The organism is Pseudomonas sp. BE134, assembly GCF_031456105.1.
GTDB lineage: Bacteria > Pseudomonadota > Gammaproteobacteria > Pseudomonadales > Pseudomonadaceae > Aquipseudomonas.
This window is the reverse complement of the sequence record NZ_JAVDUA010000027.1, coordinates 32,458-44,702: the sequence shown is the minus strand read 5'-3', so window position 1 is coordinate 44,702 and position 12,245 is coordinate 32,458. Positions and strand designations below refer to the sequence as shown.

Below are 12,245 nucleotides of genomic sequence, written 5' to 3'. Positions count from 1 at the left end.
GTCAGCTATCGGGGGATTTATGCCACGGGTAGCCTTTCGCGCTGAGCTCAAAGGCGTAATCGAACAAACGCTTCATGTACTCGCCATCGAACTGATGATTGCGAAGGTGATGAAAATCGGAACCGATGTACGCAAGATTGAAGTCGGCCCCGTCTTGCTGGGCGATTCGGTAAATCCGGTCGAGGTCGCTGATCCCCTGCGTCTGAATCAACGCGCTGATGGCGCGACCGCCGATGTTCAACGTGCGGCGTTTGGTCCCGGACCACTGCGGCTCCATTTTCCCGTTGCGAATCACGTAGAAATGCCGATCACGGCGCAAGCGCGCGCCCGTGACGTTACTCAGCGCCATGACGGTGCCGGGGGGGTAAAGAAATACCTGCGTGATGACGCCGCCGTCCACGTGCATTTCCTGGAACGGTTGGCCGTTGACCTCCACGTCGATCATGACGGGTGAAACGGCGCCGGGAATACTCATCGACGCGATCAGGATCTTGCGAAACAGGTCGAGTGCTCCCGGCGCGCCGCTTGCGGCAATGGCGCCCATGTTCCAGGTCACGGGCCGCCCTGCATCGAGGTCGGTGGTGCCGATCATCAGGAGTCGTCCATTGGCGTATTGCGCCGCAATCGCCGCCAGAATGTCAGCGGTAATGTATTGCGCGACGAGCCGCGACAGTGGCTTGCTGTCCGCCATACCGTCGCTGGCAAGCCGGGTCAGCACATTGCGCGAATGGAAAATGTCTTTGGGGCCGACGGCGCTGCAGATGCGCAGAATGATGCCGTCGTACTGAGACCCCAGGTACGCGAACGGGGCGACCAGGGCGCCAGCGCTGATGCCCGTGACAATTTTGAACAGTGGCCGCGTCCCATGCAGCGACCATCCCGCGATGATGCCCGCAGCAAAGGTGCCCGCGTCACTACCACCGGACACCGCCAGCATGCTGGCCAGCGGTAGCATGTCATGCGGCTCCCCGACTCTGGCAAGCGCTTGCGCCTCTCGAAGGTTGGCCTGATGCACGTCCCGAATAAGCGGAGCGATGTCCCGGTCCAGCCAGTAACGCGCCTCTGGAATGCCGGGCACGACCGCCAGTTCCGTCAAGGTCGGCGGCACGGCTGCCCGGCGTTGCAGGCACGCTTGGCGCAACATGTTCCAGGTTGAGGCCCCCGTACCGGGCAGGAATGGTTTCAAAACGCCTCCTCCGGCTCCGGCCGTTGACAGAGCCCGCGGGCATTGCAACGTGCATTACGAGTAGCTGATGTCGCTGAGGTCGATGGCTACCAGTAACGCCTTCGTGTCTGGCTGACCTGATGCCGAGAGTTCTTCTGTAACGATAGCCGGCAGCTGAACTGGAAGGGCATGGTCAGCCAGGTCCACAACGCTTAGCCGTTGAAGTATACGCGGCGCAGGAGGTCCCAAGGGGTAATGCCGATCTAAGCCATAACGCTGTCCGTAGCAGCTGGCGAAGCCTGCGTTCGGCTGCGCAGCAGTCGTGAAATCAGGCGATGGGGTGTTCCAGAAAGACCGAAAACTCAGGTTTTACGACTGCTGCGCAGCCGAACGCAGGCTTCGCCAGCTGCTACAACAATTGCGTTACCGCAGAAATTGCTTAACTGACCGACATTAGCCCAAGGGGTATTTTTTCGTGACTAGAAAGGAGAACCGGGGGCTGATCGTACGGTAATGACCTGCCCTTCGGTCTTTTCTATGGCGATTCTGTCAAGTGTGCAGGCCGTCTACTGATCAGCCCTTTCATGGCCCACAACGCGCCACCCGTCACGAGGGTGGTGTCTACTTTGCTGAAACTGTTCCAGCGTTCGACACCACCATGGGCGGATAATACCCGGTCCAGCAACTCGTGATTTGGCGCGTTCATGGTTGAGGATTTTATACCCCCTCCGGCCGATCCTGAACCCACTGCCAGAACAATTGATAGCCAACCGCAAGCACCACCGGCCCGATGAACAGGCCCAGGATACCGCTCGTGACCATGCCGCCCAGCGCGCCAATCAACACGACCGGCATCGGCACATCCACACCTCGTCCCAGCAACAGCGGTTTGAGTACGTTATCCACCAGGCCGGCAATGAACACAAAGACCGAGAAGATAATGGTCCTTGTGTTGGGCCCCTCGGTGCCCAGCACATAGATGATCACCGGCAGCGTAATCAGCGTGGCCGGTAACTGCATGATGCCGAGCAGTAACACAAAGATGGCAAGGATGCCCGCGCCCGGGATGCCTTTGAGCACGAAGCCTATCCCCACCAGCAACATTTGAATGAAGGCGATGCCGACCACGCCGAGCGCAACGGCGCGGATGGTTGCAGTGCACAGCTCGGCGATTTTCGGACCCTTTTCAGGACCGCTTATGCGCGACGCGATATCGACCGCACAGCGGCTGCCGGCCTCACCATGCGCCATGAAAATACCGGCGATGATCAAGGCAACAATGAACATCAACAAACCCGCACCGACGCCGGCAATTTTGGTCAACAAGCCCAGACTTGCGTCTTTTATTTGCGGCAAGTACTTAGCTATCAGGTCCGGAAGATCGGTTGAGGCCTGCAGCCAGACTGACGATATCGTTTTACCCACGATTGGCCACGTGGCGACCGATTCGGGCGGCGGCGGGATGCTGAAGGTACCCTCCTTCACCAGGTCGATGACCTGTGCGACTGATGCCGCAATCGATGTGCCCAACAGATAGACCGGCACCACCAGAATTGCGATGGCAATCAGTACAATTGCCGTCGCGGCACGCCCTTCGCTACGTCCGAACGAGCCCATCAATCGCAGTTGCAACGGGTAGAGCGTGATCGCCAGGATGATGGACCACAGCATCAGGTCGCGAAACGGACGGAATATCTCGAAGCAAAACAGCACCAGAACAACAATCAACCCGGCACGAATCAGGACATCGAGCATGCTGCGGGTTAACGATTTCTCGGTCAGCGGTGTGGGCAGTGTGGGCACCATGGATGACTCCTTGCTCATGCAAAGCAGGTAGGGAAGCGGTAAGGCCAGCATAGACGGTGATTTAACAGTGCGACGTGATCTGTGTGCTCTGCATCGCAGCACTTCGAAAAAAAACTGAAAATGCGGCACATTGACTCAATATTCACGCCTCAATCCAGAAAATGGCGGAAGGCAGCCGGAGTCGAACCGGCCCGGGAACGGATGCCGTCCCCAACCGGGTTTGAAGCCCGGCCGCGCCACCGGGCGCGATTGCCTTCCTTGAAATCAGTCGTCTTCCTTTCGGGCCAAGGCACTGTCGAGACGGATTTGGCGCTTGTCGCCCAGGCGTCGGGTCAAGCCGATGCGGTCGAAGTACTCCAGAATCTGAATGCTGCGCTTGCGACCCAGGCCAACCGCATCGCGAAACGCCGCGACTTGAATCACCGGGTTGTGTTCAGCCAGTTGCAAGAGCATAGCCGCCAATCGACGGATGATCGCGTCGGTGTAGAACAGGTCCCGGACCACTTGGTGCAGCAGCCCCAGCCGCGCCATTTTGCGCAACAGCAGGCGCACGGTTGCCTCGTCGTTCCCCAGTTTGCGCACCCATGGAGGATCGAACCCAGCCTGTTCGAACAGCGGTTGTATGCGGTTCCACAGGGCTTCGTCTTCTTCACTCAAGCGCACTTGGTGCTCGGGTATATGCAGCCAAGGCCCACTGGCGACGATGGCACCGCTGGCAAGTAACTCGTCGAGCAGGCGGATGAAGGTCGAACGTTCCAGCGAGGATGCGGTGAAGCGGCGCAGGCGATCCCTGTCCGGGCCCATTTGATCCGGTTCAAGTAGATGAAAGCGTGCGAGTTGTTCCAGCAAGGGAGCTTTCAGCGCCTCCCAGCGTGGCGCGCTGAACAACAAAGGACCTTGGCGGGTCTCGATCAAGCGCACGTCATCGGGCAATACCCAGGTAGCGCGTGGGCGGTTGAACTGACGCTCCAGTTGCCTTGGATCGAGGCCGGTGTCGCTGTTGGCCAACAACGCTGGCAAGAGTGCTTCCAGCCTATTACTGCTGGCGAGGGCCTGTAGTTGTGCCAGGCGTTCGGGGCTGCGTCGGTGTCGAGAAGGGGCAAACGGGTCGAGCACCCGGCCCCCGCCCAGGGTACGTTGCGCGCTCTGATCCCGCAGGATCAACGGATCGCCTTTCACCGCCTGTACCGGAGCATTGAGCAGGATTTGCGCAAACATCCGCCCACCCGGAGCCAGGCTTTCGCCTTCCAGCAACGCCACTCGCCCCGTCACATCCTGAGTGCCGAGGTGCACATGCACCGGCTGAAAGTGTTCGAAGGCTTTGGCTTCGCTGGCCAGCAACCTCAGGTCGATGTCCAGTCGCTGAGTCGGGGCGTACAGCCACTCGGCCAGCAGCCATTGGCCACGGTGAATATGCTCCAGCGCCAGACGCTCGGCACTCAGGTTCAAAGCGACGCGTTGGCCGGCATACGCGGTGTCTGCGGCTTGATTTTGCGCGTGCAAACCGCGCACACGAACAGGTTTGCCCAGCGGGCTCAGCATCAGTGTGTCACCCGCTGTCACTTGCCCGGACAATGCCGTGCCGGTCACCACGATACCGGCCCCAGCCACGCTGAACGCCCTATCAATGGCCAGACGAAAACCACCGCCGGTGCAGCGTTGAAGGACATCGTGCTGTGCATCGAGCAGCGCCTGGCGCAGTGCCTCGACGCCCTCCCCGGTCACACTCGACAGCGCAATCTGCAACGCATCGGCATAGGGTCCGGGTGCCAGCAGTGTGGTCATCTGTTCATGGACGGCTTGCACCCGGGCCGGATCGACCCGGTCGCACTTTGTGATAGCCACCAGCGCCCTGGGAATGCCCAGCAGTTCAACGATCGCCAGGTGTTCGCGGGTTTGCGGCATCACGCCGTCATCCGCGGCGACCACCAGCAACACCAGATCGATGCCCTGCGCCCCGGCCAACATGTTGTGGGTGAAACGCTCGTGACCGGGCACGTCAATGAACCCGGTCAGCTCGGCGCCCGGTTCCAGCGCCGCATAGAGGTAGCCGAGGTCGATGGTCATGCCGCGTTCACGTTCTTCGCGACGACGGTCGCCGGATTGGCCCGTCAGCGCTTTAAGCAACGAGGTCTTGCCGTGATCGATATGCCCTGCCGTGCCGACGATCACCCCGGCACCTTCAGTTGATCGAGTTGCGCCAGCCAGGCAGCCTCGTCATCCAGTTGGCGCAGGTCCAGCCACAGTGCGTCGTCGTCGATGCGGCCCAGTACTGGAATGGCCAACAGGCGGAACGCGGCTTCCAGCCCGAGCAGTTGCCGTCCGCGCAGACGTTTGGACACCTTGGGCCGCAGGCATAACGCTGCGCTCGGCAAGCGTGCCACCGGTTGGCTGCCGCTGCCGATCATGCCCAGCGCGGGCAGCGCACTGACGCTCCAGCCGTTACCCACAGCAAGTGCCAGCGAGGGTTGTAGTCGTTCAGCCTGGGCGAGGATATCGGCCTGCGGGCGGGTCATCAGACGCAGGCTCGGCAGTCGCTCGGCCAGTCGCCCGGGATCGCGGTACAAACCCAGCACGGCTTCGAGTGCGGCGAGGGTCATTTTGTCGACCCGCAACGCGCGTTTGAGCGGGTTTTTCTTGATCTTCGCGATCAGGTCCTTGCGCCCGACAATCAATCCGGCCTGCGGTCCGCCTAATAACTTGTCACCACTGAAGGTGACGATGTCCGCGCCATCGAGCAGCGCCTGGCGCACCGTCGGCTCGGCGGGCAGGCCCCAGCGGGTCAGGTCCAGCAGGCTGCCGCTGCCGAGGTCTTCAAGCAGTGGTAACCCATGCTGGTGCGCGAGTTGCGCCAGTTCGGCGGTGGGCACCCGTGCGGTGAACCCTTCAATGCTGTAATTGCTCGCATGCACACGCATCACCAGACCGCTGCGCGGGCCGATGGCGGCTTCGTAATCACGGGCATGGGTGCGGTTGGTAGTGCCGACTTCATGCAGTCGGACCCCGGCCCGCGCCATGATGTCGGGAATGCGGAAGGCACCGCCGATTTCAATCAGCTCGCCCCGGGAAATAATCCCTTCCTTGCGCGCGCCCAGGCTATTGAGTGTCAGCAGCACGGCCGCTGCGTTGTTGTTGACTACCGTCACCGCTTCGGCGCCCGTCAGTTCGCGGATCAGGCCTTCGATCAGGTCATCACGGTCGCCCCGCTTGCCGCTGTGCAGATCAAATTCCAGATTGAGCGGATAGCGCGCGGCCATTTGCACCGCTTCGATGGCGACTTCCGGAAGCAACGCCCGCCCGAGGTTGGTGTGCAGCACGGTCCCGGTCAGGTTGAACACCCGGCGCACATGACTTTGGTGGTGTAGGGCCAGACGCTCACCCGCCCGCCCCGCCAGCACGTGCGGGCTGATTTCCACGTGACTCAGTTGCCCGGTCAGCACCGGTTCGCGCAAGTCATCGAGTAATTGCCGCAGGCTCGCCAGCAGCGACTCCCGGCCATAGCGCTCTGCCAGCGGTTGGCAGGCGGGATGGCGCAGCAGACTGTCGATGGAAGGCAGCCGCAAGGTTTGACTGGCGGAGGTTGAAGGCATCCGGCGCTCCTGGAAACGATTGACCGTCGCGCCTGAGTGTAGATGCGTTCAGTCGCCACCGGGTGCCAGCAGCAGATTGGGCGCGAGACGCAGGTAGCCCTCCTGTTCCAGGCGCATGTCGAGGATCAGGCTGGCCAGGTCCGCCGACAGCGCTTCGGCCTCGGCGTCGTTTTCCAGGTACAGCAGTTTCAGGTAGCTGCGACAGCCGGGACAGGTTTCGGCGCGCAACGGTGCTTGATTGGCGGCGTAACGATCATCCTCCTGACTGAAGTATTCCAGCCCTTTGCTTTGCTCGCAGTACACACATTTGACCCGCACCACATGCCATTCGCAGGCACACAACGAGCACACCAGATAACGCAAACCGTTGTGTTTGCCCCGTTGTCGAATCACGCCAGCCATCGCCGGCGAACCGCAGGCCGGGCATTGGCTGAGACTGTCACCGGGTTTGAGCGCCAGGTCCGGTGTGCTCAGCAACCAGTGACTCCAGGCCGCTTGCAAGGCGGCGCCGAGAAACGGCACCAGGGCCGCTGGCAACAGCGTGAACTGGCCACTGACCAACGCCACTGCCCAGGCTTTGCGCTGTCCGGCGTCGCTATGGCGCAACGTCGCCAACGCTTGCTCTACGGCGGCTTGCGGTGGTGCCTGGTAGCGTTGCAACAAGGCGTCGAGGTACGGCAACCAGTGCCCCTCGCGCACCAGCGTGTCGGCGGCAAGCGGTGGCAGGCCATGGGCCTGGCAGACTTTGATTCGCTCGGGATCGGGCAAGGTGGTGACGGGCGGATCGTCCATCAGACTTTGCTGCACATGACACAGACCGGCCACCAGTCGCAGGTAATCGGCCAGCGCATGCCCCTCGGCCAACCGCTCCAGACGCAATGCGCGCAAAGTGAACAGGTTGTGCGGCGGCGGGAACAAAAACGGCGGAGAAGTCGCCGCCGCTTCAATCTCCCCAGGCTCAAGAATCGTCGCCAAGTGCTTATCCTTTTTTGCTGATCGGCCGGTCGGGGTGTTCGTCGCGAGTCACTTCGCGGTACCAGAGTTCATGGTGTTTTTTCGCCCAGGGGCGGCTGACCCAGCCATGCACCATGGCGCTGACGGAGCCCCTGATCCAGATCCCGGCGTAAATGTGCACGATGATGCACAACACCAGCACAAACCCGGCCAACGCGTGCAGCAGCATCGCCCAACGAATCGAGGTAATGCCAAAAAAAGCGCTGAAATACGCGCGCCAGATCACCAGTCCAGTGAACAGTAGCACCAGCATGCAGGCCAGCAAGGTCCAGAACAGCAGCTTCTGCCCGGCGTTGTACTTGCCAACGGGCGGCACGCCCTCTTCCTCGTTCTTGATCACCCTCCCGACGCGCTTCAGCCACAACCGATCATTGGTGATGAAGTAATTCGCCCGCCAGAATTGCAACACCAATCCAAGGAACAGTACGAACATCACCACGCCCATAAATGGATGCAGGATGCGTGTCCACGGACCACCGCCAAACAGGTTGCTGAGCCAGAACAGCGCCGGATGAAACAGCGCCAGGCCGGAGAGTGCCGCCATGAAAAACAGGATCGCCACCAGCCAGTGATTGGTGCGCTGGCCGGCGGTGTAGCGCAGGATGGTTTTGTTGCTCATGGCCTGTCCTCCCGCCGCGGATCATAGGTATGAACCGATGGGTCAATCTCATGCACGGCCGGGTCCTTGCCTTCGCGATGTTCGTCCTCTTCTACCACTTGCGGCCCCACGCGCACGTAATGGAAGAACCCGGCCACCACCGCCAGGCCCATGGCCAACAGGCCTAACGGCTTGCTCACGCCTTTCCACAACCCCACCAGCGGACTGATCGCCGGCGCGTTCGGCAGGCCGGCGTACAACGACGGTTCATCGGCATGGTGCAGTACATACATCACGTGCGTGCCGCCCACACCCGCAGGGTCATAGAGACCGGCATGCTCGAAGCCGCGACTCTTGAGGTCGACAATGCGTTCAGCGGCGTGTTCCTTCATGTCTTCCTTGGTGCCGAACACAATCGCCCCGGTCGGGCAGGTTTTCACGCAGGCCGGCTCCAGCCCGTACTCGACCCGGTCCGAACACAACGTGCATTTGTAGGCCTTGTGATCCTTTTGCGAGATACGCGGAATGTTGAACGGGCAGCCGGTGATGCAGTAGCCGCAACCGATGCAGTGGTCCTGGTTGAAATCGACAATGCCATTGGCCAGCTTGATGATCGCCCCCGGGCTCGGGCACGCCGCCAGGCAACCGGGTTCGGCGCAATGCATGCAGCCGTCCTTGCGAATCAGCCATTCGAGGTTGCCGGCATCGGTTTCATGCTCAGTGAAGCGCATCAGCGTCCAGGTTTCCGCGCTCAGGTCTTGCGGATTGGTGTAGGTGCCCAGGTTGAAGCCGACTTCGTCGCGCAGCTCGTTCCATTCCGAGCAGGCGACCTGGCAAGCCTTGCAGCCGATGCACTTGGTGGTGTCGATCAGCTTGGCCACTTCATCCTGAATGCGTACCGATGGCGACGGGGTCGTGGTGGCCGACCGGGCAATAATGTCTTGGCTGGCCATTTAGATTTTCTCCACGTTGACCAAAAATGACTTGGATTCCGGGGTCTGCGTGTTGCCATCGCCGAGGAACGGTACCAGGGTGTTGGTCAGGTAACCGTGACGCGTTAGTCCGGTAAACCCCCAGTGCAACGGAATCCCGATCTGGTGCACCACCTGGCCGTTGACCTGCAACGGACGAATCCGCTTGGTCACCACCGCCACAGCTTCAATGTGCCCGCGCTTGCAACTGACGCGCACGCGATCGCCGGAAATGATGCCTTTCTCCTTCGCCAGCACCTCGCCGATTTCGACGAACTGCTGTGGCTGGGTAATCGCGTTGAGCTTGCAGTGCTTGGTCCAGAAGTGGAAATGCTCGGTCAAGCGGTAGCTGGTGCCCGCGTACGGGTAATCCTTGGCCACGCCGAGGGAATCCCACACCGAATCGAAGATCCGCGCCGCCGGGTTGCTGGTGGCTTTCTTGTTGTCCGGGTGCAGCGGATTGATGCCGATGGGCGTCTCGAACGGCTCGTAGTGCTCGGGGAACGGGCCTTCGTTCATCTTGTCGACGGCGAAGAACCGCGCCACGCCTTCGGGGTTCATGATGAACGGATTCATCCCCGCTTCCGGCGGCACGTCGGCCTTGTAGTCGGGCACATCAGTGCCACCCCAGACCTTGCCGTTCCACCACACCAGGCGTTTTTTCGGATCCCACGGATTTCCTTTCAGGTCGGCAGACGCGCGGTTGTAGAGAATCCGTCGGTTCGCCGGCCAGGCCCAGGCCCACCCCAGGTGTTGGTGCGTACCCCACGGATCACTGTTGTCGCGACGGGCCATCTGGTTACCGGTCTCGGTCCAGCTGCCGCAGAAAATCCAGCAGCCGGACGCGGTGCTGCCGTCATCCTTGAGCTGACTGAACGCAGCCAGTTGCGCATTGCCCTTGATCGCCGCCCCCGTGGCGTCGGTGAAGTCAGTGGTGGCGTAGCCGTTGATTTCCTTGGCCAGCTCTTCCGGCGAGGGTTCATGGGCGATCTTGTACGGCCACGACAGTTTGAGGAGCGGAGCGGGATAGGCGCCACCCTGCGCCTGGTAGCGCTGACGCAAACGCAGAAACAGCTCAGCCATGATCCGAATGTCAGTGTGCGCTTCACCCGGGCCGTCGGCGCCTTTCCAGTGCCATTGCAGCCAGCGACTGCTGTTGACCAGCGAGCCATCTTCCTCGGCAAAACAGGTGGTGGGCAGGCGAATCACTTCGGTCTGGATGTCGGCGCTTTTCACATCGTTGTACGGCCCGACATTGCGCCAGAACTCTGAAGTTTCGGTGGCCAGCGGGTCCATCACCACCAGCCATTTGAGTTTGGCCAGCGCCACCATCACCCGGTTCTTGTCAGGCAACGCCGCGATGGGATTGAAGCCCTGGCACATGTAGCCGTTGACCTTGCCCTGGCCCATCAGGTCGAACACCTTGAGGATGTCGTACTGGGGGATGTCCAGTTTCGGCAGGTAGTCGTACGCCCAGTTGTTCTCCACTGTGGCATTGACGCCATACCAGGCTTTCATCAGGCTGACGTGGAATTTGCCGTAGTTCTGCCAGTAGGACAGTTGCCCCGGCCGCAACGGTGTCTGCGTACGTTTGGTAATGAAGGCGGCGAAATCCTGTTCGGCGTCGCCTGGCAGCGTCAGGTAACCGGGCAACGAGTTGGACAACAGTCCCAGATCGGTCAGGCCCTGGATATTGGAGTGCCCGCGCAAGGCATTGACGCCGCCTCCCGGCATACCGACGTTGCCCAGCAGCAATTGCACCATCGCCGCGCTGCGGATGATCTGCGCGCCGATGGAGTGCTGGGTCCATCCCAACGCATACAGGATGGTCATGGTCTTGCCCGGGGCCGAACACGTGGCAATTTCATCCCATATTTTTTGCATGGCATCGACGGGCATGCCGCAAATCTGGCTCGCCAGGTCAATGTTGTAGCGGCTGTAATGCTGCTTCATCAATTGAAAGACACACCGTGGATCCTGCAGGGTCGGGTCGACTTTGACAAAGCCGTCTTCACCGAGCTCATAACCCCAGCCGGACTTATCGGTGTAGGTGCGCTTGGCCGCGTCATAACCGCTGAAAATCCCGTCCTCGAAGCCATACCCGGCTTTGACGATGAACGACACGTCGGTGTAGTTGTGCACGTACTCGTGCTGGATTTTGTCCTTGGTCAGCAGGTAATTGATCAGCCCGCCCATGAAGGCGATGTCGGTGCCGGTGCGAATCGGCGCGTAATAGTCGGCCACCGAAGCCGTGCGGGTAAATCGCGGGTCGACCACGATCAGTCGCGCGTTGTTGTGCGCCTTGGCTTCCGTCACCCATTTGAAACCGCAGGGGTGCGCTTCTGCTGCGTTGCCGCCCATCACCAGAACCAGATTCGCGTTGGCGATATCGGTCCAGGTATTGGTCATGGCACCGCGGCCGTACGTCGGGGCAAGACTTGCCACCGTCGGGCCGTGTCAGACACGCGCCTGGTTATCAAACCCCAGCATGCCGAGACTGCGAATGACCTTGTGGGTGATGTAGCCGGCTTCGTTGGAGGCCGCCGATGCCGCGAGGAAACCGGTGGTGAGCCAGCGGTTCACCGTTTGGCCCTGGGCATTCTTCTCTATGAAGTTGGCGTCGCGGTCGGCCTTCATCAGGTCGGCAACGCGATCCAGCGCTTCATCCCAGGAGATGCGCGTCCACTCGCTGCTGCCGGGCTTGCGCACCTGCGGGTATTGCAGACGATCGGGGCTGTGAATGAAATCGAGCAAACCCGCGCCTTTGGGGCACAGGGTGCCGCGGTTGACCGGGTGGTCGGCGTCACCTTCGATGTGGATGATGTTTTGCGCGACATTCTTGGCGTTATCGCCCTGGCTGTACATGATCAACCCGCAACCGACCGAGCAATACGGGCAGGTGTTACGGGTTTCATGGGTGGCGGCAAGCTTGAAGTGGCGCACCTGCTCGGCGAAGGCCAGCGTGGGGGCCATACCCAACGCGCCCAGGCTCGAGCCTGCAAGGCCGATACCAGCGACCTTGAAGAACTGACGACGGCTGAGGTCCATCGTGCACTCCTGATCAGGTGGAAATCCGGGGCTTTGCCGGATTTTCTATGCAA

Annotated in this window: 8 protein-coding genes and 1 tRNA gene; all 9 read right to left on the bottom strand. The window is 61.0% G+C overall.

Annotated features, from left to right (window positions below; translation table 11 throughout):
* Position 1: 1 nt before the first annotated feature.
* The 9 genes from J2Y56_RS21185 to fdnG all read right to left on the bottom strand — a co-directional run bounded on the left by J2Y56_RS21185 (position 2) and on the right by fdnG (position 12,192).
* On the bottom strand, positions 2-1,144 hold the full coding sequence (locus J2Y56_RS21185) for a patatin-like phospholipase family protein (protein ID WP_310352536.1): 1,143 nt from the start codon (positions 1,142-1,144) through the stop codon (positions 2-4).
* A gap of 738 nt (positions 1,145-1,882) precedes the next feature.
* On the bottom strand, positions 1,883-2,971 hold the full coding sequence (locus J2Y56_RS21180; RefSeq protein ID WP_007944952.1) for an AI-2E family transporter: 1,089 nt from the start codon (positions 2,969-2,971) through the stop codon (positions 1,883-1,885).
* A 162-nt stretch (positions 2,972-3,133) separates the two neighbouring features.
* A tRNA-Sec gene (locus J2Y56_RS21175) sits at positions 3,134-3,229 on the bottom strand.
* A gap of 6 nt (positions 3,230-3,235) precedes the next feature.
* Positions 3,236-5,143, bottom strand: a complete 1,908-nt coding sequence (gene selB, locus J2Y56_RS21170; RefSeq protein WP_310352479.1) for a selenocysteine-specific translation elongation factor — start codon at positions 5,141-5,143, stop codon at positions 3,236-3,238.
* Complete coding sequence (gene selA, locus J2Y56_RS21165; protein WP_310352477.1) at positions 5,140-6,561, bottom strand: L-seryl-tRNA(Sec) selenium transferase; 1,422 nt, start codon at positions 6,559-6,561, stop codon at positions 5,140-5,142. The genes selB and selA overlap by 4 nt, the downstream gene beginning before the upstream one ends.
* Positions 6,562-6,609: 48 nt before the next feature.
* Positions 6,610-7,536 (bottom strand): formate dehydrogenase accessory protein FdhE, encoded by a 927-nt coding sequence (gene fdhE, locus J2Y56_RS21160; RefSeq protein ID WP_007944949.1) that lies wholly within the window; start codon positions 7,534-7,536, stop codon positions 6,610-6,612.
* A gap of 4 nt (positions 7,537-7,540) precedes the next feature.
* On the bottom strand, positions 7,541-8,194 hold the full coding sequence (locus tag J2Y56_RS21155) for a formate dehydrogenase subunit gamma (RefSeq protein ID WP_007944948.1): 654 nt from the start codon (positions 8,192-8,194) through the stop codon (positions 7,541-7,543).
* Positions 8,191-9,126 (bottom strand): formate dehydrogenase subunit beta, encoded by a 936-nt coding sequence (fdxH, locus tag J2Y56_RS21150; RefSeq protein ID WP_310352473.1) that lies wholly within the window; start codon positions 9,124-9,126, stop codon positions 8,191-8,193. Before fdxH ends, J2Y56_RS21155 begins: the two co-directional genes overlap by 4 nt.
* On the bottom strand, positions 9,127-12,192 hold the full coding sequence (gene fdnG / locus J2Y56_RS21145; RefSeq protein ID WP_157214424.1) for a formate dehydrogenase-N subunit alpha: 3,066 nt from the start codon (positions 12,190-12,192) through the stop codon (positions 9,127-9,129).
* Between the last annotated feature and the right edge of the window lie 53 nt (positions 12,193-12,245).

Bases quoted from the DNA above. Each gene is read 5' to 3' on its own strand.
- J2Y56_RS21185 (WP_310352536.1), bottom strand. From the start codon at position 1,144: ATGTTGCGCCAAGCGTGCCTGCAACGCCGGGCAGCCGTGCCGCCGACC.
- J2Y56_RS21180 (WP_007944952.1), bottom strand. From the start codon at position 2,971: ATGGTGCCCACACTGCCCACACCGCTGACCGAGAAATCGTTAACCCGC.
- selA (WP_310352477.1), bottom strand. From the start codon at position 6,561: ATGCCTTCAACCTCCGCCAGTCAAACCTTGCGGCTGCCTTCCATCGAC.
- J2Y56_RS21155 (WP_007944948.1), bottom strand. From the start codon at position 8,194: ATGAGCAACAAAACCATCCTGCGCTACACCGCCGGCCAGCGCACCAAT.
- fdxH (WP_310352473.1), bottom strand. From the start codon at position 9,126: ATGGCCAGCCAAGACATTATTGCCCGGTCGGCCACCACGACCCCGTCG.